Source organism: Kribbella antibiotica (assembly GCF_004349055.1).
GTDB lineage: Bacteria > Actinomycetota > Actinomycetes > Propionibacteriales > Kribbellaceae > Kribbella > Kribbella antibiotica.
This window is the reverse complement of record NZ_SMKX01000019.1, coordinates 46,927-69,885: the sequence shown is the minus strand read 5'-3', so window position 1 is coordinate 69,885 and position 22,959 is coordinate 46,927. Positions and strand designations below refer to the sequence as shown.

Sequence of the window (22,959 nt, the reverse complement as noted above, 5' to 3'; positions counted from 1 at the left end):
CCCCGGTTTGGAGTTCGAGATGCGCCGATTCGTCCTGCGTCGCGCCCTGGTGGCGCTCCTGTCCCTCACCCTCCTCAGCACCCTGCTGGCCGCGCCCTCAGCACCCGCCAGCGCCGAGGTGCAGCACCCTCGACAACAGTTCCTCCGCGACTCCGTCAGCGGACTGTTCCTGCACTGGGGGATGCGAACCTCCCCCGGCTACACCAGTTGCAGCGCCTGGGAGAACGCCGTCAAAGCCGGCGGCTGGGATCCGGCGTACTGGGTCCGCGAGGCCCAGAAGCTGCACACGCAGTACCTCGTACTGGCGACCTTCCACAGCCGGCTCGGCTACGCCCGGCCCTGGCCATCAGCAATCCCCGGCAGCTGCCACACCCAGCGCGACCTCGTCCGGGAGACCATCGACGCCGCGACGGCGAAGGGCCTGAAGGTCGTCCTCTACATGACCGACGACCCGCAGTGGCACGCCGAAGGGCTGCCTGCAGGCAAGGATTGGCTTGATTCCAAGGCTTATTCGACCCACAAGGGCCACTCGGTCGACCTGACCACCCGTGACGGGTTCGGCGAGTTCAGCTACGACAACTTCGTCGAGGTGATGCAGCGCTACCCCGACCTCGGCGGCTTCTGGATCGACAACGACAACGCCTACTGGGAACAGAACGGCCTGTACGAGCGGATCCGGCGCGAGCGGCCGTCGTACACGCTGAGCAACAACAACGAGGACACGCCGATCATGGACATGATCAGCAACGAGCAGAAGACCGGCATGTCCCCGGACTACGACTACCCGCAGGCCGTCTACACCGCGGCGCCGCGGCTGATCGAGGCCGATTTCAAGCTGCCGTCGACCGGCGCCTGGTGGTACAGCGGCTCGGACCCGGCCGTGGACCCCAAGCTCACCATCGGGCGGCTCGTCACGAACGCAGGGTCGTCGATCAAGGCCTTGATGGCCGAGACAGCAATGGTCAACGGCCGCTTCCCGGCCCAGCAGGAGAATTTTAACAACCTTCTTGACAAATTTATGGCGAAGATCTGGCCGTCGGTCAACGGCACCGAAGGCGGCGGCTACGCGTACGGCGGCCTGAAGCCCGGCTTCTGGAACGACGGAGCGCACGGAGTCACCACCGTGAGCCGCAGCAACCCCGACGAGCACTACATCCACGTGCTGACCCGGCCGTCCACGAACACCCTCAAGATCCGGGACAACGGCTACCGAGTCGCCAGAGTGACCGACCTGCGCACCGGTGCGGTGATCTCACACTCACAGGCCAGCGGCAGCCTCACTCTGAGCGGCATCAGCGCGTGGGACCCGTACGACACCGTCTTCAAGGTGGAGACTGCCGGCCGCGAGGGCATCCTCCGGGCGACGACCAGCGCGCCGGCCGCCGCAGACGGCAGCTATCTGACCTTCTGGGACACCAACAAGACCACACCGGTGTCGCTGCGCTACGACCTCGGCTCAGCCAAGCCAGTGCGGTACCTCGGCATCAACCAGCGCGAGGACTCCGTCGCCTACGCGCGCTCTGCGACCGAGCAGTCCGCCCGCATCAAGGACTACAAGGTCTATGCCAGTGCGGACGGGAGCAGCTGGGGCTCACCGATCAAGACAGGCACTTTGCCCAGCCGGCGCGGTGTGGCCTTCATCGACCTTCCAGCAACCACCGCCCGGTACCTGCGGCTAGAGGTGGTCAACACACACGCCGCATCCAGCGACAGCACCCGCTACAAGCGCTTGCGCATCGACGAGACCTGGGTCGGTACGGCGTACCCCAAATCCAGTCAGCTGGCGCCCGCTGCTGAGTTCAACGTAAAGACCTACGGCGCCAAGGGTGACGGCAACGCCAACGACACCGCTGCGATCAACAAGGCCATCACTGCGGCCGCCAACGCCGGTGGGGGGACAGTCCGGTTCCCGTCCGGCACCTACAAGAGCGCCAACTCGATCCACCTGAAGAGCAAGATCACCTACCAGCTCGACTCCGGCGCCACCATCCTCGGTGCGAGCAACGACACGTACGACGCGGCTGAGCCGAACCCGCACGACGACTACCAGGACTACGGCCACAGCCACTTCCACAACGCGATGCTGTGGGGTGACCAGCTGACCGACATCGCCTTCACCGGTACCGGCACCATCGACGGCGGCGGCCACCTGATCACCGGCAACCCGAAGGCCGGTGAGGCGGACAAGATCATCTCGCTGACCCGCTGCAACGGGCTGCGGGTGGACGGCATCCGGCTGAAGCGCGGTGGTCACTTCGCGATGCTCACCAACGGCTGCGACAACATCAGCTCGGACAACCTGCGGATCGAGACCGCCGACAACCGCGACGGCTGGAACGTGATCAACGCGAAGAACGTGACGATCACGCACGCCAAGATCGCCGCGAACGACGACGCGCTCGCCTTCAAGAGCGACTGGGCGCTGGGCCGCACGATCGACAACGGCCACGTCCGGGTGTCGGACTCCGAACTGTCGGCCGGCTGCTGCAACGCCCTGATGTTCGGCTCGGAAACCTGCGGCGACTTCACCGACTACACCTTCGAGCGGATCAAGATCACCGGTGCGAGCAAGTCCGGACTCGGCCTGGTCTCGATGGACGGCAGCAACATCTCCGACGTGCACTACCGCGACATCACGATGTCCGGGACCCGCGGGCACATCATGCAGAAGGTCGGCACCCGCAAACGCTGTGGCGACAATCCGGGCGTCGGTTCGATCAGCAACATCACCTACCAGAACGTCACCGGCACGTACGACGGCTCCCGCGGTACGGCGTACAGCCCGACCCTGTGGGGAGAGTCCGGCAACCGCATCCACGACATCACGTTCGACAACGTCCACCTGACCGTTCCGGGTGGCAACGGCACCATGAGTACCGCCGTACCGAGTAACGACCCCAAGAACTACAACCCGAACAGCATCGGGACCAGGCCGTCGTACGGGTGGTACGCACGGCAGGTGGAGGACGTTCACTTCACCAACAGCTCGCTGAAGTTCAGCAAGAACGACGGCCGGCCCGCAGCGATCGCCAACAGCTCGGCTGATGTCGGACTGACCGCCTTCAGCGCACAGCGCGGTACGGCGAGTCCGTTCGACGTGGGCTTCCAGACTGTGGCCGGGTACTGCGCAACCGGTGACCTGCGGATCAAGGCGACCGACTCGACGTCGAACTGCCCAAAGACTCTGATGCTGGACAACGGGCTCGCGAAGACACCTCCAATGGGCTTCAACAACTGGAACTCGACCAAGTGCTCCAGCACGTTCAACGAGTCGATGATCAAGAGCATCGCGGACCTGTTCGTCAGCCGCGGCCTCAAGGACGCCGGGTACCAGTACGTCAACATCGACGACTGCTGGGCACTCCCCCAGCGCAACGCGCAGGGCAACCTGGTGCCGGACCCGGCCCGCTTCCCGAACGGCATCAAGAGCCTCGCGGACTACGTGCACAGCAAGGGCCTCAAGTTCGGCATCTACACCAGTGCCGGGACGAAGACCTGCAACACCGCAGGCTTCCCCGGTGGACTCGGGCACGAGCAGCAGGACGCCAACCTGTTCGCCTCCTGGGGTGTCGACTACCTCAAGTACGACAACTGCAACAACCAGGGCGTAGACGCTCAGCAGCGCTACAAGGCCATGCGGGACGCACTGCTCAACACCGGCCGCCCGATCACCTACTCGATCTGCGAGTGGGGCCGCACCGGTCCGCCGCGGGTATGGCAGTGGGGCAAGGACGTCGGCAACCTGTGGCGCACCACCGGTGACATCAGCGACAACTGGAACAGCATGATCGGCAAGGCCCAAGCCAACCGGGTCCTGGCCGAGTACGCCGGCCCCGGGCACTGGAACGACCCGGACATGCTTGAGGTCGGCAACGGGGGCATGACTGCGACGGAGTACCGCACGCACCTGAGCCTGTGGGCGATGATGTCCGCTCCCCTGCTCATCGGCACCGACCTGCGGAAGGCCTCGGCCGAGACGTTCGGCATCCTCACCAACCACGATGTGATCGCGATCGATCAGGACAAGCTCGGCCGCCAGGCCACAGTGGTCAGCTCGTCCGGCGGACTGGTTATCTACGGCAAGACTCTGGCCAACGGCGACCGCGCAGTCGCCCTGTCCAACGAGACGACGGCCGCCGCGACCATCTCCACCACTGCGGCAGCACTCGGCCTCGGCGGATCGTCGTCGTTCACGCTGAAAGACCTGTGGAGTAATGCATCCCGGACCACCACGGGTGCGATCAGTGCGTCGGTCCCAGCCCACGGCACCGTTCTGTACCGCGTCTCCCGGGCCGGCGTGACTGACCGGCTCGAGGCAGAGTCGGCGACCTCATCCAGCGGCAGCTCAGTCGACACCAACCACTCAGGCTTCTCAGGCGCTGGATTCGTCAACACGCCCAACGCGGTCGGCAGCTACGTGCAGTGGACCATCAACCGCTCGCAGGCCGGTCCGGCCACCCTCACGTTCGACCACGCCAACGGTACGACGGCCAACCGGGCAGTGGACATCGCCGTCAACGGGACGGTGGTCGCGAAGAACGTTGCAGTCCCGTCCACCGGCGCCTGGACGCTCTGGCGCACCCTGGTGACCAGTGCGAACCTCAACGCCGGTGCGAACACCATCCGCGTGACAGCAGCAACTGCTGACGGCGCTCCGAACCTGGACTACCTGGACGTCACCACCTCAGCAAGTGCACTCGCCCAGGCACCAGACTGGTCAGTGGCGATGGTGGACTCGACCATGGCGCGCTACAAGCCGACAGCCATCGGCGGCTGGTCGTACCCGATCGGCCTCTACCTCTACGGCCAGTACCTCGTCTACCAACGCACGCATGACCCCAAGTACCTGGCGTACCTCAAGACCTGGGTCGACAGGTTCGTGGACTCGTCCGGCAACATCAACAACAGCTTCAACAACCTCGACAGCATGCTCTCGGGCAGACTGCTCGTCCTGCTGCACCATGAGACCGGTGACAACCGCTACAAGGTTGCCGCGGGCAAGATCCGCACCCGACTCGACAGCTATCCCCGGACTGCAGACGGCGGCTTCTGGCACGCCACTAGCCGCCAGCACCAGCTCTGGGGTGATGGGGTCTTCATGGTCGACCCCTTCCTCGCCGAGTACGGCCGGGAGTTCGGCGACTCGACGTACACGGGCAAGGAGACTGTCGACCAGCTCCTGACGTACGCGAAGCACCTGCAGCAGCCCAGCGGTCTCCTACGGCACGCGTACGACGAGGCTCGCGCCCAGACCTGGGCGGATCCGAACACCGGGCTCGCGCCGGAGGTCTGGTGCCGCGCCGAGGGCTGGTACGGGATGGCGGTGATCGACGTCCTCGAAGCGGTTCCGGCCAACCAGCCCAGGCGGGCCGAGCTGATCGCCGTACTGCGGAAGCTGGTGGCGGGGTACGCGCAGCACCAGGACCCCAAGACCGGGCGATGGTTCCAGGTGGTCGACAAGGGCAGCCGGACCGACAACTGGACCGAGACGTCGTGCTCGTCGATGTACACGTTCGTCATCTCGCGGGCGGTGCAGCGTGGGTACGTCGGGCCGTCGTACAAGGCAGTCGCTGACAAGGGCTATCAAGGGGTGCTGGCGAAGATCTCGCTCGGCAGCGACGGGCGGACCAATCTGAAGGACATCAGCATCGGGACCAACGTCGGCGACTACAAGTACTACATCGACCGGGAGCGAGCGACGAACGACTTCCACGGGCTCGGGGCGTTCCTGATCATGAACGAGCAGCTAAAAACATCGGTCGCCGATATTGACCGGGCGAAACCTGCGCGTCATGATCGTCCGCAATGATTAGGAAAGTTTCCTAACTTAGTTCGGCACCACTCTTGCCCCGCCCCCAGGATTGGAGTTCGAGATGCGCTCCCGCATGCTCAAAATCGCCGCTTCCGCCGTAGCCGCCGGCTCGCTGGCCCTCGGCGCGGCAGCCGCCGCCCAGGCCGCACCCACTGCAGTTCAGGCCGACCCCGCCAGCATCGGCGCGGCGCCGTACCTGTATCTCGGGTGGGGTAGCCCGCAGAAGGCGACCGACATCATGAAGGCCGCCGGCAACCAGTGGTTCACGATGGCCTTCGTGCTCGCCGACGGCAGCTGCAACCCGAAGTGGGACGGCAGCCGCAATCTCACCGGCGGCAACGACCAGTCGGTCATCAACAGCATCCGCGGCGCCGGCGGCGACATCATCCCGTCGTTCGGCGGCTGGGACGGCGACAAGCTAGGCGTCCGCTGTACGTCGGCCTCCGCGCTGGCCGGCGCGTACCAGAAGGTGATCAACGCCTTCGGCCTGAAGGCGATCGACATCGACATCGAGAACACCGAGTTCCAGAACAACACCGTCCAGCAGCGGGTTGTGGACGCGCTGAAGATCATCCGCGCCAACAACTCCGGCGTGAAGATCTACGTCACCATGGGCACGGAGAAGACCGGCCCGGACTCCTGGGGCAGCGGTCTGATCACCAAGGCGAAGAACTCCGGTTTCACCCCCGACGGCTGGGTGCTGATGCCGTTCGACTTCGGCGGCGGTACGGCCAACATGGCCACGCTGACCCAGCAGGCCATGGAGGGCCTGAAAGGCAAGCTCAAAACCGCCTACGGCTGGAACGACGACACGGCGTACCGGCACATGGGGATCTCGTCGATGAACGGCAAGACCGACGACGGTGAGACCGTGACGGTCGCGAACTACCAGACGATGCTCAGCTACGCCCAGCAGCACCACCTGGCGCGATTCACCTACTGGGCCATCAACCGGGACCGCCAATGCGGCAGCGGCGGTGACGCCGGCTCCGACTGCAGCGGAATCTCGCAGAGCGCCTACGCCTTCACGAAGATCGCCGCTCAGTTCCACGGCTGAACGCAAGAGCGCCCCGGTCCACACGGACCGGGGCGCTCTTCAATGCTCAGGCAGTGAAGGTGACGTCCAGCGTGATCGTCGTGCCGGCGAGCGCCTGCGAGACCGGGCAGTTCTTCTTCGCGCCCTCGGCGAACTCCGCGAACTCGTCGGCGGTCAGGCCCGGCACCTTGCCGTTGACCGACAGCTTGATGCCGGTGATGCCCTCACCCGGCTGGAAGGTGACGTCGGCGGAGGTGTCCAGGGACTCCGGCGCGTTGCCACCCTCGGTCAGCGCGTGCGACAGCGCCATCGAGAAGCACGCCGAGTGCGCGGCCGCGATCAGCTCTTCCGGGCTGGTCTTGCCGTTCGCGTCGTTGGCGCGCGACGCCCACGAGACGTCGAAGGTGCCGACACCGGAGGACTCCAGGGCGACCTGCCCGGCGCCCTCGATCAGCGAGCCTTCCCAGTGCGTCTTGGCCGTACGAATCGTTGCCATGCTCGTCTGTTCTCCTTGCGAAGCTTATTTGCCGGACACGTCGATCGCGCCGGGGTACTGCGGTTCGTCGGTGTTCACCATGCTCTGCGCGGCCATCACCATGTACCGCCAGATCTCCTCGTCCCGTTCGGGGCTGAGGGCGATCTCGTCAAGGGCGGCCCGCATGTGCCGGAGCCAGTTGTCCCGCTGGCGCGGAGTGACCGCGAACGGCATGTGGCGCATCCGCAGCCGCGGATGCCCGCGCTCCTCGGAGTAGGTGCGTGGCCCGCCCCAGTACTGCTCCAGGAACATCCGGAACCGCACCTCGGCCGGACCGAGGTCCTCCTCCGGGTACATCGGCCGTAGCTCGGGATCGGTGGCGACACCGCGGTAGAACGCCGCCACCAGCCGGTGGAAGGTGTCCGCCCCACCGACGGCGTCGTAGAAGCTCTCTGCGTCACTCATGTCGGGACCAGTGTCTCAAGTCGTCCTAAGCTGCGCTGCGAGGGCTGCCCGTTCGGCGTCGCCGAGCACTCGCTTGGCGTGCGTCTCGCCGTCCACCGCGACGATCACCGACACCGCCTTCGCGTAGACATCCTCGCCGCCACCGCTGCGGTCGACGATTCGCGAGCCGATCGTGTAGGACGTCGTACCGACTGCTTCGATCCAGACATCCACGTCGTACGGCGGGTGTCGCAGCAGGATCGGTCGCAGGTAGTCGACGGTCTGGCTGACCAGGACACACGGGTACTCGGCGAAGTAGTTCCGGGAGTCGACCAGGTGGCCAAGGAAGGCGATCCGCGCTTCCTGCAGGTAGTCGAAGTACCGGACGTTGTTGACGTGGTCGTACGAGTCGATGTCCGACCAACGGACCAGAACCGGGTGCGTGAACGTCATGCGCCCACCAGCCCTTCCAGTACGGCGCGTTCTTCCGGAGTGATCCGGCGTAGTCGATTGGCCGTGAAGTCGAACGGGACCAGCTTGGTCCGGGCCTCGACGTACGTCGTCCGGGTCGGCTCGAGATCGAGAATCTCGTAGTCAACGGTGAACTGCGCACCTCTGATCTCGCTGATCCACAACTCGATCCGCACCGGCTCCGGGCGGAAGTGCAGCGGCGCGCGGTACTGGACTTCGTGCCGGGCCACCAGCAGACCGGTCTCCAGGGTGTCCACGCCGAGCTCGACGGCGGTCCGGAACAGGAAGTCGACGCGCGCGTCCTGGAGATAGTCGACGTACTTGCCGTTGTTCACGTGCCCAAGCGCGTCCATGTCGCCCCAACGCAGCGGACACTCATACACATGTCTGTTGCTCATACTTTCCCACCCCACCACCCCGGTCTGTGATGATCCACACGGCGATCATCGCACCTTGGGTCCTGCCGCTGTGACGCACCGTGGGTAATGTCATCCTCGGCAGTAATACCTACCGGTAGGGAGCGGCAATGACGCAGCGAGTGGCGATTGTGACCGGGGCAGCCCGGGGAATCGGCGCGGCCGTCGCGCTGCGCCTGGCCAAGGACGGGAACGCCGTCGCGGTCCTCGACCTCGACGAAGGCGCCTGCGAGGCGACCGTCAAGACGATCACCGAGGCCGGCGGCAAGGCCGTCGCCATCGGTGCCGACGTGAGCAAGTCCGACCAGGTCGCCGCCGCCGTCGAGCGCGTCGTGGCCGAGCTCGGCGCCCCGACGATCCTGGTGAACAACGCGGGCGTCCTGCGTGACAACCTGCTCTTCAAGATGTCCGAGGACGACTGGGACACGGTGATGTCCGTGCACCTCAAGGGCAGCTTCCTGATGTCGAAGGCCGTCCAGTCCCACATGGTCGAGGCCAAGTACGGCCGGCTGGTCTTCCTGTCATCCACCTCGGCGCTCGGCAACCGCGGCCAGGCCAACTACGCCTCGGCCAAGGCCGGTCTGCAGGGCCTCGCGAAGACCCTGGCCTTCGAGCTCGGCAAGTTCGGTGTCACCTCGAACGCGATCGCTCCCGGGTTCATCGAGACCGACATGACCGCGGCCACCGCGGCGCGGGTCGGCATCGACTTCGAGGAGTTCAAGAAGGCGACCGCAGCCTCGATCCCGGTGCAGCGCACCGGAACGCCCGAGGACATCGCCGCTGCTGCCTCGTTCTTCTGCAGCGAGGAGAACGGCTTCGTCTCCGGTCAGGTCCTGTACGTCGCCGGCGGACCCCGGAACTGAAGGACTGACGATGACTAAATCCTTCACCGGGGTCGAAGAGGTCGTCAACGCGGTCGGCACCGCACTGGGCGAGACCGAGTGGCTCGAGATCACCCAGGAGCAGGTCAACCAGTTCGCCGAGGCGACCGGTGACCACCAGTGGATCCATGTCGACGTCGAGCGGGCAAGCAAGGGCCCGTACGGCGGCACGATCGCCCACGGTTACTTGACCCTGAGCCTGATCGCGCGCTTCGGCGAGGAGCTGTTCTCGGTCTCCGGAGTCACCGCCAAGCTGAACTACGGCGTGAACAAGGTCCGCTTTCCCACGCCGGTCCCGGTTGGTTCGCGGATCCGGGCCGGTGCCTCGATCGCGAACACCGCCGAGACCCCGGCCGGCGTCCAGGTGTCGCTGAACTGGGTGATCGAGCTGGAGGGTTCCGCGAAGCCGGCCTGCGTCGCGGAGACCGTCGTACTGCTCGTTCCTTAAGGCCTTAGAGGGGACAGACCAGGACCGAGTGAGTGGCGACGCGGTAGTAACCGAGCCACTCGTTGACGGCAAGCATCGGAGCGTTGCCGTCGTAGTTGGCGGTGTAGCAGTTCTGCACCCCGGCTGCGGCGGCACGCTGCAGAGCGGCCGCCTTGACCAACTTGGCCAGCCCCCGCCCGCGATACTCCGGCATCGTCGCGGTCATCTTCGACCAGATCTTGGTCCGGTCACCGATCCCGAGCGTGAAGCCGATGATCTCGTCGTCCAGCACCGCGGCCACACTCAGATCCAGCATCACCGCCGGTGACGTCCAGACCTCCTGCTCCCACTCTTCGTAAGGCTGCGAAGCGATCTTCGCGTCACCCGGTTTGGTGCGCTGGGCAACCTCATTGGCTGCATGCAGCTTGCGCGGGTCGACCTGGTTCAGCGCGACCAGCTCGATGCCGGTCGGCGGCCCCGGAAGGTCAGGGGCCTTGCGTGGATCGATCCCCGCATAGTGCACCTGCCTGGTCTGGGCGTAGCCCCAGCGCGCGGCCCAGACCGCCGACGACGGCTCGGCGAACACCCGCACGCTGGTCGCGCCGGCTTTGCGAAGCTCGTCGTGCGCGGCGTTGAGCAACGCCGTCCCGAGCCCACGCCCACGCACATCGGGCCGCACCGTGACCCGCAGCTCACCGGCGAGCGGATCGGAGCCGGAGGTCAGCGCCGTGGTCCCCCAGCCCACCACGACATCACCATCCACCGCCGCGAACGTGGCCTGTCCCGGTTGCGGCGGCGCAGTCAGCCGTGCGGTCAGATTGGTCCGCGTCACCACGAGATACGGCACGAGTGCGTCGTGGAACGCCATCGCGCTGTCGAGGTCGCCCACTTCAGCAGCCCTGATCTCCATGAGAACTCCTTCACCGAAGTTCTCCGGAAGATATCCCGCAACCCTGGCCGGCATGCAGTGATTGTCACGTTACAGGTCCGTATCAGCACACCAGGTAGCCGTTGCCATGCGCAGCAAGGCGCATTCGCTTCAGAGCGTGCGCAGCAGGCCCAGCTCGGTCTGCACGCGGCGGTAACCCAGCCAGTTGTTGATGGCAAGCATCGGGCCGTTCTCGTCGTCGTTCGAGGTGTAGGCCGACGTGATGCCCGCGGCAGAACAGTGGCGCAGAGCAACCGATTTGACCAGCTTCGCGAGCCCACGACCCCGGTACGCCGGAACGGTGCCGGTCATGCCCGACCAGGCGCGATCGCCGTCGACCTCCACGGCGGTGAAGGCCGCCACCTCGTCACCGACCATCGCCGCCGTACTGAGTGATTTGTCGAGACCAGGGCCGTTCCAGACCTCGTTGAGCCAGACGTCGTAGTCAGGTGTGTCCATCGGAACATCACCCGGCTCGTCGAGCGAGGCTGCCGCATCGGCGGCGAATACCTGGCGCGGATCGAGCTTGTCCAGCGACACCAGCGAGATGTCTTCCGGAGTCGGCGGCTGCGGCGGCAGTACGGCCGTTTCGACACCGGCGTAGTGCATCTGCCTCGTGCCGTCGTAGCCACGGTTGCGAGCGAACTCCAGACCCTCAGCCTGGGCGAACGTGCGCACCTTGACCGCACCGACCTCGGTCAGGTGCTGGTGCAGTCGGTCCGTGAGCGCGCTGCCGATGCCTTGCTTGCGGAAGTCCGGGTGAACGTAGAGCGAGAGGTAGCTCTGACCTACTTCGCTGGTCCAGTTGTTCAGCGCCGCCGAACCCCACGCGACCAACTGACCGTCCACCTCGGCCACCAGCGCCAGGAAGCGCTCAGCAGGGGAGAAGACAGTGATCATGTGATGTGCCGCCTGCGGCGACATGACCTTGTACGTGTAGACAGCGCGACGCAGGGCCGACACTGCTGCCGCGTCATCGCCGGTTACCGGCCGGATCTGCATCCCCGTCGTCATGTCCGGACCATAGCCAGCCGCCCCGGTACCACGCCACGGAATTAGATAGCAACGTGATCGCAACCAGGTGCGGGCTGGCTGTGATTCGGTCGTGTAGCCCCGAAGCATTAGAGTTATGCGGTGCTGTCGGACTGAACGCCCCGACCGCCGGAAGTGCCATCGTGCTGGGACACGACGGGGTCACCGGCGGCGGGGAGTCCACAGCGACTAGCTGTAGAGCGCGACGGCACCTCTCGCCAGCTCCAGCATCTGGTCCCGCAGGTCGTCTGGACCGAGGACCTCTACTCCGGCTCCAAGACCGAGCAGCATGCCGCACGCAGCCTCGCGGACCCGGAAGTCCAGACGCAGGTGCGGCCAGTCGTCGTCGCTGGGGATCACCTGGGCGATCGCGCCTTTGGCCAGGAACGGTGAGACCAATCGGCGCACCATGTCGACCCGATCGGGATGCACCCGCACCTCAGTCTGTACGCCGGTCGGGCCGCGCCCCTGCTCCAGATTGGATCGCAACCGATCCCACTCGGCCCGCACATCCAGACCGGCCGGCCTGTCGGCCACCTCGTCTAGTACGTCGACCTGCTCGATCCGCGACATCCGATACATCCGCGCTGCGCCCCGATGCGCGGCCACCAGGTACCAGCGCCCGGCCTGCTCGACCAGTCCCCACGGATCGACCGTACGACGCTGCAGTCCGCTACTGGCGGATGCGTATCGCAGCCGGACTCGACGCTCGGCCACCACGGCTTGTCGCAGTGCGGGGAGTGCGCCGTGGTCCTCTGCTTCGGCGAACCAGCGGCGGCGGTCCACCACGATCGCACCGGACAGCGCTGTGGCATCACTCTGGAGCTCCAGCGGCAGGGTGGCCGACAGCTTGCCCATGGCCGACTTGAGACTCCCCTGCAGCCCCAGCTCGTCGGACAGCTCAGCCCGCCCCGACCACGCGAACAACGCCTGCGCCTCTCGCGGCGTCAGCGCACTGACGTCAGCGCGATACCCGGGCAACAGGACGCAACCACCGTTGCGCCCGCGTTCGGCGTACACGGGCACTCCGGCCGCTGACAGCGCCTCCATGTCGCGCAGCACCGTTCGCTTCGACACCTCGAGCCGCTCGGCCAGATCCCGCGCACTCAATCGCGGATGCCTTTGCAGCAACAAGATGATCTGCAACAACCGGTCGGCTCGCATCTCTCGAGAATAGACGACAGTAGATGTCACCTATAGGGCCCGAGAGTGGGGACATGACAAACGCAGACCCACGCCCGATGTTCGTCCGGGCCCTCGACCAGACGCAGCACCTGATCAACACCACCAGCCTCGACGACCTCGCGAAGCCGACACCTTGCCCGGAGTACGACGTCCGCACGTTGCAGGCACACCTACTGTCGGTCATTGCCCGCATCGACCTCGCGCTGACCGGCGGCGATCCGCTGAGCATCCCGATGGTGACCGACAGTCCCGATGTGGCCGCGGCCTGGAAAGAGCACCGGGTGGCGCTCGATGTGACACTGACCGACGACTCGATCCTCGGCCGGATCTGCAAGCTGCCGTTCGGCACCATGCCGGGAGCAGCCGCCATCGGCGCCTACACCGGTGAGCTCACCACGCACTCGTGGGACCTGGCGAAGGCGACCGGGCGACTTGATCAACTCGACGACGACTTGGCGAACACCGTGCTGCCGATGCTCCGCCACAACCTGCCGGCCGAACCGCGGGGCGGTGCGGTTCCGTTCGGCCCGGTCGTAGCGGTCGCCGACGATGCATCGCCGTACGACCGCCTCGCCGCTTGGCAGGGCCGTCAGCCCTAGCCTGTCGTCGAACTAGCCGACCATGCCGCCTTTGAGGGTGAGGCCGCCGTCGATGGTGATGGTCTGACCGGTGATCCAGGATGCCTCGTCGGACAGCAGGAACCACACCAGCGAGGCGACATCCTCGGGGAGGCCGAGGCGGGCCAGTGGGTACGTCCCCGCGACCTCTTCCTCACGTCCTTCGTAGAGGGCTCCGGCGAACTTTGTCTTCACCACCGCCGGAGCCACGGCGTTGATCCGGATCTCCGGTGAGAGCTCCAACGCAAGCTCGGCCGTGACGCGGGACAGCATCGCCTTGGTGGCGCCGTACCAGCCGATGCCCGGCGACGGGGCGAGCCCGGCCAGCGAGGACACGTTGACCACAGCGCCGCCGTGGTTGCCCATCCACGCGTCCCGGCAGGCCTTCACCCAGGAGATCGTGGCGAGCACGTTCGTGTCGACCATCTTGGCCGCGACACCGGCTTCGATATCGAGCAGGTCGCCGTAGATCGGGTTGATCCCGGTGTTGTTCACCAGCAGATCAAGCGATCCGTACGTCGCCACGGCCGCCGCGACCGTGGATCCGCGATGCGCGCCGTCCGCGGCGTTCCCCGCGATCGCCAAGGCGTGCTTGCGACCGCCAAGGGTCTTGACCGCTTCGTCGAGGGCATCCTGATTGCGTCCGGTGATGACGACGCGAGCGCCGTCCGCGACGAGACGCTGGGCGATCGCCAGCCCGATACCCCGGGAGGCTCCGGTGACGATCGCCGTACGGTTTTCCAGGCTCATCAGCTGAGGCGCTCCAGGACGATTGCCATGCCCTGACCGCCGCCGACGCACATTGTCTCGAGGCCGAACTGCTTGTCCTCGAACTGCAGGCCGTTGATCAGCGTGGTCATGATCCGCGCACCGGTCGAACCGAACGGGTGGCCGAGCGCGATCGCGCCGCCGTGCACGTTCAGCCGGTCCTCGGAGATGCCGAGCTCACGCGCCGATCCGATCACCTGGACCGCGAAGGCCTCGTTGATCTCGACGAGGTCGATGTCGTTGATGCTCATGCCGGCCCGAGCCAGCGCCTGCTTCGACGCCTCGACCGGACCGAGGCCCATGATCTCCGGCGACAGACCGCTGACACCGGTCGACACGATCCGCGCCAGCGGAGTCAGGCCGAGCTCACGCGCCTTGGTGTCACTCATGATCACGACCGCGGCCGCGCCGTCGTTCAGCGGGCAGCAGTTGCCGGCCGTGACGGTGCCATCAGGGCGGAAGACCGGCTTGAGGCCGCTGATGCCTTCCAGCGTCGTGCCCGCGCGCGGGCCGTCGTCCTTGCTGACCACAGTGCCGTCCGGCAGCGTCACCGGAACGATCTCGCGCTCAAAGAAGCCGTTGCCGATCGCCTTCTCGGCCAGGTTCTGCGAGCGGACGCCGAACGCGTCCTGGTCGGCGCGGGTGATCCCCTGGAGGGTCGCGACGTTCTCTGCGGTCTGGCCCATCGAGATGTAGATGTCCGGCAGGTAGCCGTCGACGCGCGGGTCGTGCCAGGTCTCGTTGGTCTCCGCGTACTTCGCCGTCCGCGCGACCGCATCGGTGAACTGCTCGTTGAACGAGCTCGGGTCACCGACTCCAGCGGAACCGAAGTTCTTGTACCGCGAGACGCACTCGACGCCGGCGCTGACATAGATGTCGCCCTCGCCGGCCTTGATGGCATGGAACGCCATCCGCGCGGTCTGGGTCGACGACGCACAGAACCGGTTGACCGTGGTCGCCGGCGCAGTGTCCCAGCCGAGCTGCACCGCGACCCGGCGGGCCATGTTGCCACCGTGCTCGTCGTGCGGCTCCGCACAACCGAGCATCAGGTCCTCGATCTGCTCGCCGGTCAGACCGATCTTGTCGGTCGCCGCCTTGATCATCTGTACGGCGAGATCGTCGGGGCGGATCGTGGTCAGCGAACCCTTGTTCGCACGGCCGATCGGCGAGCGGGCCGTCGAGACGATGACTGCTTCAGGCATGTCCGGGATACCTTTCTTACAGGCCCAAATCGCGGCCGATGAGTTCCTTCATGATCTCGTTCGATCCTGCCCAGATCTTGGTGACGCGCGCATCGCGCCAGGCGCGGGCGACGCGGTACTCGTTCATGTAGCCGTAGCCGCCGTGCAGCTGGACGCAGGCGTCGAGCACCTCGTTCTGCACGTGCGCGCTCCACCACTTGGTCTTGGCGGCGTCGACGGCGGTCAGCCGGTTCTCGTCGTGCGCGACCACGCCGTTGTCGACATAGGCCTGGGTGACCTCGACCTTGGTGACCAGCTCGGCGATCAGGAACTTGTTGTACTGGAACGAGCCGATCGCCTGGCCGAAGGCCTTGCGCTGCTTCACGTAGTCGATGGTCTCGTCGAGGATCTGCGCGGCGTGCGCGATATTCGACACCGCGGCGCCGATCCGCTCCTGGGCGAGGCGCTCCATCATGTGGATGAAGCCGCGGTCGAGCTCACCGAGAACGTTGTCGTCGGCAACGAAGAGGTCCTCGAAGAAGAGCTCCGAGGTACCGGACTCGGTCTGGCCGACCTTGTCCAGCTTGCGCCCGCGGGCGAAGCCCTCCATGCCTTCCTCGACCACGAACAGCGTGATGCCCTTCGCGCCCTTCTCCGGGGTGGTGCGGGCGGCCACGATGACGAGGTCGGCCATGTCGCCGTTGGTGATGAAGGTCTTGGAGCCGTTCAGCACCCAGCCGCCGTCGGCCTTCTTCGCGGTGGTCTTCAGCGCGGCCAGGTCGGAGCCGCCGGACGGCTCGGTCATCCCGATCGCGGCGATGTACTCACCGGAGCAGAACTTCGGCAGCCAGCGCTGCTTCTGCTCCTCGGTGCCGAGGTCGACGAAGTACGGCGCAGCGCAGTCGTAGTGGATGCCGAAACAGCTCGACAGCGCGGCGGAGACCTTCGAGACCTCCTCGGCGAACACCTGGTTGAACCGGTAGTCGCCGACGCTGGAGCCGCCGTACTCCTCGGGCACGTCGAGACCGAGGAAGCCCTGCTTACCGGCCTCGAGCCAGGCGGCCCGCTCGATCGTCTTCTCCTCGAGGAACTGCTCCATCCGCGGCACCAGCGAGCGGTCGCAGTACTCCTTGGCACTGGCCCGGAAGGCGTGGTGATCCTCGTTGAAGATGACGCGGTCCATCGTGCCCTCCGATATTTCGACCTGTGTTTGATCTAACTACGCGTGGCTAAGCGCTTGCTTAGCTTCACCCGTTTGGTGCAGGGTGTCAACGTGTCCGCAGTCACCGATTCCCTCGATTGGGATCACGTCGAGCCCGCCGCCGCCCGCCGGCTGATCCGCGGCGCCATCGACGCATTCGCCGAGCGCGGCTTCCAGGCGACCACCACACGGGACATCGCGTCTCGCGCCGGGATGAGTCCAGCTGCGCTCTACGTGCACTACCCCTCGAAGGAACGACTGCTCTTCGAGATCAGCCTCTACGGCCACAACGCAGCGCTTGAGGTACTGCGCTCTGCCGACCAAGGCGGCACTCCGGCGGACCGGCTCCGCGGACTGGTCGCAGCGTTCACCGCATGGCACGCCCGGCACCACACCATCGCGCACGTGGTGCAGTACGAGCTGAATGCACTCTCCCCCGAACACCTGGCCGAGGTGGCGACGATCCGGCGGGCCATTTCGACGGAAATCGAGCAGGTGCTGGCTGACGGCGTACAGGATGGTTCGTTCGCCGTACCGGACCTGCCTGGTACGACGCTCGCCGTACTGTCACTGTCGATTGACGTCGCTCGCTGGTACACGCCGCATCGCGGCGACCCGGACGCATTGGGCAAGCTGTACGCGGACCTCGCCCACCGGATGGTCCAGACATAACACGGACCACATAAAGAAGCCCCGCATCCACCTGGATGCGGGGCTTTTGTCAGACAGGTCAGGCCTGCAGTGCAGCCTGCACGTCGAGGTGGATGTCCACCTTGTCGCCGATGAGGAGCTTGCCGCCCTCGAGCGGCACGTTGAAGTCGATGCCCCACTCCTTGCGGCTGATCGAGGTGGAGGCCTCGAAGCCGAGGATGGTCTGGCCGTAGGCGTTCTGCTCGACACCCAGGAACTCGAACGCAAGCTCGATCGGCTTGGTGACGTCCTTGATGGTCAGCTCGCCGGCCAGGACGTAGTCGTCGCCCTCGGCCTTCAGGGTGGTGCTCGCAAACGTCATCTTCGGGGTGTTCTCGGCGTCGAAGAAGTCGCCGGAGCGCAGGTGACCGTCGCGCTGGTCGTTGCGGGTGTGGACCGACGCGAGCTCGATGACGACGTTCGCGGTCGACTCCTCCAGCGAATCCTTGACGACGATGTCGCCGGTGAACTCCTGGAAGGTGCCGCGCACCTTGGTCATCAGGTGGCGGACGGTGAAGCCGATCTCCGTGTGCGCCGCGTCGAGGGAGTAGGTCCCCGCGACGAGGCCGGGGATCGTGGTGGTGGGGGTGGTGACGGTCTCGGTCATGAGGTCCTCTCAGAAGGTGCAAGCGGTGCCGGGGGGCGACTTGTCAGGGTCAGGTTGTCGTGTCAACCTGATGAACACGACAGTACGGATCAACGGTTTAAAAGTCAATTACATTCCCGGTACACTGGTCCACGTGACGATGACGACTGAGACTCGCTGGCTGAATCCAGAGCAGCAGGTGGCGTGGCGCGCGTACCTGCTGGGCACGGCGCGCCTGATGGCGAAGCTGGACGATGAGCTCCGCCGCTTCGGCATCGGGATCAACGACTACGAGATCCTGGTCCGGCTTTCCGAGTCGCCCGATCGGCGACTGCGGATGGCGGACCTCGCCGACCGGCTGCACCAGAGCCGCTCCCGACTGACGCACACCATCGGCCGCCTCGAAGGCGCCGAGCTGGTGCGGCGGACCTCCTGCACGAGCGACAAGCGGGGCGTCTGGGCCGAGCTGACCGATGCGGGCCACGACCTCCTGGTGGAGGCGGCGCCGACCCACGTGGAGAGCGTCCGGGCAAACCTGGTCGACCTGGCGAGCCCTGAGGACTTCGCCGCGATCGGCCGCGTCTTCGACGCCGTCTCCGAGCACGTGGGTCAGCACTAGAGCTTGAGTTCCAACTCCTCCCGGTCGGCGCCGCGGAAGGCGAGCATCGACTCGCGCATACGGCGCTTGACCGGCGGCAGGTGATTGACGGTCCGCATGGCCGTGCGCATCCCGGCAAGCGCCAGCCGGCCGATCACCGGCTTGTGCATCGGATCGTCCGACGTCATCTGCGCGCGTGACTTCACTACGGCGTCGAAGCCGTACTCGATCATCTTCGCTTCGTACTCATAAACCGCCGAAATCAGCTCACTGCGGCCATCCCGGACCTCCACCAGCTGACGACACAGGTTCACCGCGTCCCGGAGCGCCGTATTCGCACCCACCCCGCGGCCCGGCGTCATGGTGTGGATTGCGTCGCCGATCAGCGTCACATTAGTGGTCTGCCACGGCCCAATGGGCACCGAGGTCCGGATGTTGACCGGGAAGCACGTACTGACATCGGTCAACTCGAGCAGCTTGCGCAGCTGCGGACTCCAGCCGGGCGTGATCTTCAACGCCAGGTCGACCAGCTCGCGACCGCCCAGCTCCATGACATCGGCCGGGAACTTCTCCTTCGACGCCCACAGACCCCAGTTCATGTAGTCGCGGGTGTTGTCGAACTGCAGACCGGGCCAGCGCCGGATGAGCTCCTCGGTGTTTCCACCGATACCGCTCTTCATGTTGCCGTCGCGGTCCCACTGGAACTCCATCACGTGCAGGATGCAGCCGAACCCGTGCGGCGCGCTCACCATGCTGATGCCCTCGAACACCTTCGGCGACACCAGCTTCCGGCTCTCCGCGGTGATCGGCAGCTTGCCGGCGATCGAGATGATCCCGGTCTCCTCCATCTGCGCGTGCGGAAGATATTGCCGCCGTACCCGGGAGCCTGAGCCGTCGGCGGCAACCAGCAGGTCGCCGGTGGCCGTCGTACCGTCGGCAAAGTAGGCAGTCACCTGGTCGCCGCGCTGCTCGAAGCGGGTGAACTCCTTGCCGTACTGCACCACGTCGTCGAGCCCGGTCAGCAGAACCTGCCGCATCGTCATCCGGCTGATCGACTTCTCGCTCTCGATCGGGTCGGGGTCCGGCGGCAGCTCCATCGACAGGACCTCCTTGAGGTCCTCGGTGAGCATGTTGAAGTACTTCGGGTCGCGAGCCCTGGTCGCCACGAAGGTGTCATACAGCTCGGCCGGCAGCAGTGCATGCAGCGCCCGACTCCCGTCCGGGTCGATGCCGACGCGGTAGCCGTGCAGCCCGTCGGTGCGCAGCGCGTCGCGCTCGAACACCGCCACCTCGATCCCAGCCCGCACCAGCCCGTGGGCCAACGCGAGCCCGCCGGTCCCACCCCCGATCACCAGCACCTTCATGAATTCTCCTCAATTATCTCGCACCTTCAAGTATCTTGATACAATGAGTATCTTGGAGATCCGAGAGAAAAGCAAGCCCTCTATGCTGAGGCGGACCATGACCAATGCCAGCAAAGAGCTCGCCGCGAGGATCCAGCAGCAAATGATCCGGTTCATCGCGGACGTGATCCTGTTCAACCACTCCGTCTCCGCCAAGCTCGGGCTCGGCGCCAGCGACTCGCAGTTCATGACACTGCTGCAAACGCACGGCCCGCTCACCCCACGGCAACTCGCGGAGTACAGCGGCCTCACCTCCGGCACGGTCACCGGGGTGCTCGACCGGCTCGAGGCACACGGCTTCGTCACCCGCAGCCCCGATCGCGCCGACCGCCGCAAGGTCGTGGTGACAGCCTCGACAGAGGCCATCCAGAAAACCTTCATGCCGATGTACGTCGAACAGGGCGCGCGCATGCAGGCCGTGCTGGCGACACGCACCGACGAGGAACTGCGCACGATCCTCGCGTTCCTCACCGACTCTGTAGCCGCCGACTAAACCGTTGGTCCCCGGAACTGTCCATCCGGGAAACTCGGGCCATGACGAACCACCAGGACGGCCGCGCCGGAGTCGACGCCGCGCTCGTCGGCCGGCTCATCGCCGACCAGTTCCCGCAGTGGGCCGGACTGCCGATCACTCCGGTGAAGGTCGACGGCTGGGACAACCGCACGTACCGGCTCGGCTCCGAACTGACCGTTCGCCTTCCGACAGCGGCGAGGTACGTGGCTGCCGTCGACAAGGAACACCACTGGCTGCCGATCCTGGCGCCCGCCCTCCCGGTCGCGATCCCCGAAGCCGTTGCCAAAGGCGAGCCAGGCCAGGGCTACCCACACCCTTGGGCCGTACGGCGCTGGATCCCGGGCGAGACGGTCTCCGTCGAAACCGTTCCGGACCTGGACGAGTTCGCCCGGGCAATCGCTGATTTCGTGCTCGCACTCCAGCGGTGCGACGCGACCGGCGGACCGCCGGCAGGCGAGCACACCTTCTACCGCGGCGCGCCGCCCGCGCACTATCACTCCGATACCGTCGAAGCCCTTGTTTCCTTGAAGGACAGGATCGATGCCGACCTGGCCACGGAGGTCTGGAACGCAGCTCTGAGCAATCCCTACGACCGACCGCCGGTGTGGTTCCACGGCGATATTGCCTACGGCAACCTGTTGGTGCGGGACGGAGGCCTGTCGGCCGTCATCGATTTCGGCACCTCAGGCGTCGGCGATCCGGCCTGCGACCTGGCGATCGCGTACACCTTCTTCACCGGCGCAGCCCGCGAAACCTTCCGAACCGCCGTGCGGCAGGACGCGGGCACCTGGGCACGCGCCCGCGGCTGGGCACTCTGGAAGGCCGCTGTCAACGCGGACTTCACAGTCATCGAACGCGTCCTGGAAGACTTCAGACAAACGCGGTAACGCCTTCGTACTCCGCCATCCGCGCGGCGCCGACCGCCTCGTACTCCAGCAGCAACAGACCGCTCGGGGTCGCCTCGTGCTTGGCCAGCCTCAACCCGGCCGTATCGCCCGGGTGCTCGAACAGCCGACGCCCGGCCCCGATCACCGTCGGCGCGACCGCCAACCGCACGAGGTCGACCAGACCCGCCTTCAGCAGGGCATTGCCGAGCCTCGCACTGCCGTGGATCTGCAGTTCGTTCCCCGGCAGTTTCTTCAACTCCGCAACGCCCTCGAGACCGCTGACAACCGTCGTCGGATTCCAGCTGCCTTCGGCCAACGTGCTGCTCACGACGTACTTCGGCAGTGCGTTCATCCGCTCGGTGAACGGGTCGTCGGGGTCCGTGATCTGCGGCCAGTCGCGCGCGAAGGCGTCGTACGTGCGCCGACCGAGCAGCAACCCGTCGGCCAGGGTCAGCCACTCGGCAGTGCGCCGTACAAACACCTCATCGATGAACGGGACCAGCCAGCCACCGCGGCTGAATCCGTCGGTCGTGTCCTCGGTCGGCGAACCGGGACCTTGGCTGACACCGTCCAGCGTGACGAACTCCGTCAGTACGATCCTCATCGCGTCTCCTCCGCCAACTCGGCAAGCTGCTTGGTGACAGTCCCCCAGCCATCGGCAAACCCCAACGCCGCATGGCGATTCCTGGAGTCCCGATCGGCATGCCGTACGACGATCCGGTAGTCGGTCCCGTCGGGATGATCGGCCAGCGTGATCTCGGCCACCATCGTGACCTGCTCCGGGCTACCCGGCCGCCACGCACTGTCGATCGCGTTGGTGAACACGATTCGCTCGAGCTCATCGGCGGCCAGGAAGGTTGCGTCGAGATGCGGCACGAAGTCCACGCCGTCGTCGCTCATCCGGGTGACCAGTGCGCCGCCGGGCCGAGCCTCCAGCCGTTCGACCCGGCATACGGTAGGCGCCGGGACCCACCACTTCTCAAAGCGGTCAGGCTCGGTCCACGCACGCCACACCACAGCTCGCGGCGCGCGGATGATCCGCTCCAGGGTGAGGTCGAGATCGGGGTTCATCTACTGCTCCTCCATCGATTCGGTGACAAAGCGGTCCAGCCGGTCGGTGCGGTCTTCCCAGATCCGCCGCTGCTCGTCGAGCCAGTTGTCGACCAGCGCCAGCCGCTCACGATTGAGCACACAGGTCCGCACCCGGCCGGTCTTCACCGTCCGGATCAGACCGTTCGTCTCGAGCGTGCGGACGTGCTTCATGAAAGAGGGCAGCGTCATTGGAAACTCCGCCGCCAACTCCCCCACGCTCGTCGGACCGCGCCCGAGCCGGCGGATCACGTCGCGCCGGGTCGGGTCTGCGAGCGCGACGAACACGCCGTCCACCTCGCCTAGATACTGTGCCAT

Annotated in this window: 24 protein-coding genes; 9 read left to right on the top strand and 15 right to left on the bottom strand. The window is 66.0% G+C overall.

All coding sequences use genetic code 11. From position 1 onward, the window contains the following. Window positions 1-19 precede the first annotated feature (19 nt). Together E1263_RS43190 and E1263_RS09255 are read left to right on the top strand one after the other, a co-directional pair. Window positions 20-5,809 carry a glycoside hydrolase family 88 protein gene (locus tag E1263_RS43190; protein WP_202868798.1) on the top strand — a complete coding sequence of 1,930 codons (5,790 nt, stop codon included), beginning with the start codon at window positions 20-22 and terminating at the stop codon, window positions 5,807-5,809. Window positions 5,810-5,873: 64 nt separating this feature from the next. Next, entirely contained in the window at window positions 5,874-6,869 is a 996-nt protein-coding gene (locus tag E1263_RS09255; RefSeq protein WP_132166785.1) for a chitinase, read from the top strand. Between the two features lie 46 nt (window positions 6,870-6,915). Here E1263_RS09255 and E1263_RS09250 read toward each other — a convergent pair whose 3' ends face one another. The 4 genes from E1263_RS09250 to E1263_RS09235 are packed head-to-tail and all read right to left on the bottom strand — an operon-like array spanning window position 6,916 to window position 8,636. Further along, a complete protein-coding gene (locus E1263_RS09250) occupies window positions 6,916-7,344 on the bottom strand; it encodes an OsmC family protein (RefSeq protein WP_132166784.1) in 429 nt (142 codons plus the stop codon). A gap of 24 nt (window positions 7,345-7,368) precedes the next feature. Next, window positions 7,369-7,788, bottom strand: coding sequence for a globin (locus tag E1263_RS09245; RefSeq protein WP_132166783.1), 420 nt, complete (start codon window positions 7,786-7,788; stop codon window positions 7,369-7,371). Window positions 7,789-7,803: 15 nt separating this feature from the next. Further along, window positions 7,804-8,220, bottom strand: a complete 417-nt coding sequence (locus tag E1263_RS09240) for an acyl-CoA thioesterase (protein WP_132166782.1) — start codon at window positions 8,218-8,220, stop codon at window positions 7,804-7,806. Continuing rightward, the gene (locus tag E1263_RS09235; RefSeq protein ID WP_132166781.1) at window positions 8,217-8,636 is read right to left on the bottom strand and encodes an acyl-CoA thioesterase; all 420 of its coding nucleotides are present in this window, start codon (window positions 8,634-8,636) and stop codon (window positions 8,217-8,219) included. The genes E1263_RS09240 and E1263_RS09235 overlap by 4 nt, the downstream gene beginning before the upstream one ends. Before the next feature lie 128 nt (window positions 8,637-8,764). Here E1263_RS09235 and E1263_RS09230 point away from each other — a divergent pair, with 128 nt between their 5' ends. Together E1263_RS09230 and E1263_RS09225 are read left to right on the top strand one after the other, a co-directional pair. Further along, window positions 8,765-9,517, top strand: a complete 753-nt coding sequence (locus E1263_RS09230; protein WP_132166780.1) for an SDR family oxidoreductase — start codon at window positions 8,765-8,767, stop codon at window positions 9,515-9,517. 10 nt (window positions 9,518-9,527) lie between these two features. After that, window positions 9,528-9,983 carry a MaoC family dehydratase gene (locus E1263_RS09225; RefSeq protein WP_132166779.1) on the top strand — a complete coding sequence of 152 codons (456 nt, stop codon included), beginning with the start codon at window positions 9,528-9,530 and terminating at the stop codon, window positions 9,981-9,983. A gap of 4 nt (window positions 9,984-9,987) precedes the next feature. On the opposite strand, the gene E1263_RS09220 is transcribed toward E1263_RS09225, so the two are convergent. The 3 genes from E1263_RS09220 to E1263_RS09210 all read right to left on the bottom strand — a co-directional run bounded on the left by E1263_RS09220 (window position 9,988) and on the right by E1263_RS09210 (window position 13,086). Continuing rightward, entirely contained in the window at window positions 9,988-10,872 is an 885-nt protein-coding gene (locus E1263_RS09220; RefSeq protein ID WP_132166778.1) for a GNAT family N-acetyltransferase, read from the bottom strand. A 129-nt stretch (window positions 10,873-11,001) separates the two neighbouring features. Next, a complete protein-coding gene (locus tag E1263_RS09215; RefSeq protein ID WP_238161137.1) occupies window positions 11,002-11,904 on the bottom strand; it encodes a GNAT family N-acetyltransferase in 903 nt (300 codons plus the stop codon). Between the two features lie 207 nt (window positions 11,905-12,111). Beyond that, a complete protein-coding gene (locus E1263_RS09210) occupies window positions 12,112-13,086 on the bottom strand; it encodes a helix-turn-helix transcriptional regulator (RefSeq protein ID WP_132166777.1) in 975 nt (324 codons plus the stop codon). A 53-nt stretch (window positions 13,087-13,139) separates the two neighbouring features. Between E1263_RS09210 and E1263_RS09205 the strand changes: the two genes are divergently transcribed. Further along, a complete protein-coding gene (locus E1263_RS09205; RefSeq protein WP_238161136.1) occupies window positions 13,140-13,706 on the top strand; it encodes a TIGR03086 family metal-binding protein in 567 nt (188 codons plus the stop codon). Between the two features lie 12 nt (window positions 13,707-13,718). Here E1263_RS09205 and E1263_RS09200 read toward each other — a convergent pair whose 3' ends face one another. From E1263_RS09200 to E1263_RS09190, 3 genes are read right to left on the bottom strand one after another with little or no spacing between them, the layout of a single operon-like run. Further along, complete coding sequence (locus E1263_RS09200; RefSeq protein ID WP_132166776.1) at window positions 13,719-14,474, bottom strand: SDR family oxidoreductase; 756 nt, start codon at window positions 14,472-14,474, stop codon at window positions 13,719-13,721. Further along, complete coding sequence (locus tag E1263_RS09195) at window positions 14,474-15,694, bottom strand: acetyl-CoA C-acetyltransferase (RefSeq protein WP_132166775.1); 1,221 nt, start codon at window positions 15,692-15,694, stop codon at window positions 14,474-14,476. Before E1263_RS09195 ends, E1263_RS09200 begins: the two co-directional genes overlap by 1 nt. Before the next feature lie 16 nt (window positions 15,695-15,710). Then, window positions 15,711-16,856, bottom strand: a complete 1,146-nt coding sequence (locus E1263_RS09190; RefSeq protein ID WP_132166774.1) for an acyl-CoA dehydrogenase family protein — start codon at window positions 16,854-16,856, stop codon at window positions 15,711-15,713. Between the two features lie 90 nt (window positions 16,857-16,946). On the opposite strand from E1263_RS09190, the gene E1263_RS09185 reads away from it, so the two are divergent. After that, a complete protein-coding gene (locus tag E1263_RS09185; RefSeq protein ID WP_132166773.1) occupies window positions 16,947-17,546 on the top strand; it encodes a TetR/AcrR family transcriptional regulator in 600 nt (199 codons plus the stop codon). Between the two features lie 58 nt (window positions 17,547-17,604). Here E1263_RS09185 and E1263_RS09180 read toward each other — a convergent pair whose 3' ends face one another. Beyond that, on the bottom strand, window positions 17,605-18,171 hold the full coding sequence (locus tag E1263_RS09180) for a YceI family protein (protein WP_132166772.1): 567 nt from the start codon (window positions 18,169-18,171) through the stop codon (window positions 17,605-17,607). Window positions 18,172-18,310: 139 nt separating this feature from the next. On the opposite strand from E1263_RS09180, the gene E1263_RS09175 reads away from it, so the two are divergent. After that, window positions 18,311-18,769 (top strand): MarR family winged helix-turn-helix transcriptional regulator, encoded by a 459-nt coding sequence (locus tag E1263_RS09175; protein WP_132166809.1) that lies wholly within the window; start codon window positions 18,311-18,313, stop codon window positions 18,767-18,769. Here E1263_RS09175 and E1263_RS09170 read toward each other — a convergent pair. Next, entirely contained in the window at window positions 18,766-20,112 is a 1,347-nt protein-coding gene (locus E1263_RS09170) for an FAD-dependent oxidoreductase (RefSeq protein ID WP_132166771.1), read from the bottom strand. The genes E1263_RS09175 and E1263_RS09170 overlap by 4 nt on opposite strands. Window positions 20,113-20,155: 43 nt before the next feature. Here E1263_RS09170 and E1263_RS09165 point away from each other — a divergent pair, with 43 nt between their 5' ends. Further along, on the top strand, window positions 20,156-20,644 hold the full coding sequence (locus E1263_RS09165) for a MarR family winged helix-turn-helix transcriptional regulator (protein WP_202868797.1): 489 nt from the start codon (window positions 20,156-20,158) through the stop codon (window positions 20,642-20,644). A gap of 41 nt (window positions 20,645-20,685) precedes the next feature. Next, complete coding sequence (locus E1263_RS09160; RefSeq protein WP_132166770.1) at window positions 20,686-21,552, top strand: aminoglycoside phosphotransferase family protein; 867 nt, start codon at window positions 20,686-20,688, stop codon at window positions 21,550-21,552. On the opposite strand, the gene E1263_RS09155 is transcribed toward E1263_RS09160, so the two are convergent. From E1263_RS09155 to E1263_RS09145, 3 genes are read right to left on the bottom strand one after another with little or no spacing between them, the layout of a single operon-like run. Further along, window positions 21,536-22,156, bottom strand: a complete 621-nt coding sequence (locus E1263_RS09155; RefSeq protein ID WP_132166769.1) for a dihydrofolate reductase family protein — start codon at window positions 22,154-22,156, stop codon at window positions 21,536-21,538. The two genes, E1263_RS09160 and E1263_RS09155, sit on opposite strands and share 17 nt — an antisense overlap. Further along, window positions 22,153-22,623 carry an SRPBCC domain-containing protein gene (locus E1263_RS09150; RefSeq protein ID WP_132166768.1) on the bottom strand — a complete coding sequence of 157 codons (471 nt, stop codon included), beginning with the start codon at window positions 22,621-22,623 and terminating at the stop codon, window positions 22,153-22,155. The genes E1263_RS09155 and E1263_RS09150 overlap by 4 nt, the downstream gene beginning before the upstream one ends. Then, window positions 22,624-22,959, bottom strand: a complete 336-nt coding sequence (locus E1263_RS09145) for an ArsR/SmtB family transcription factor (protein ID WP_132166767.1) — start codon at window positions 22,957-22,959, stop codon at window positions 22,624-22,626.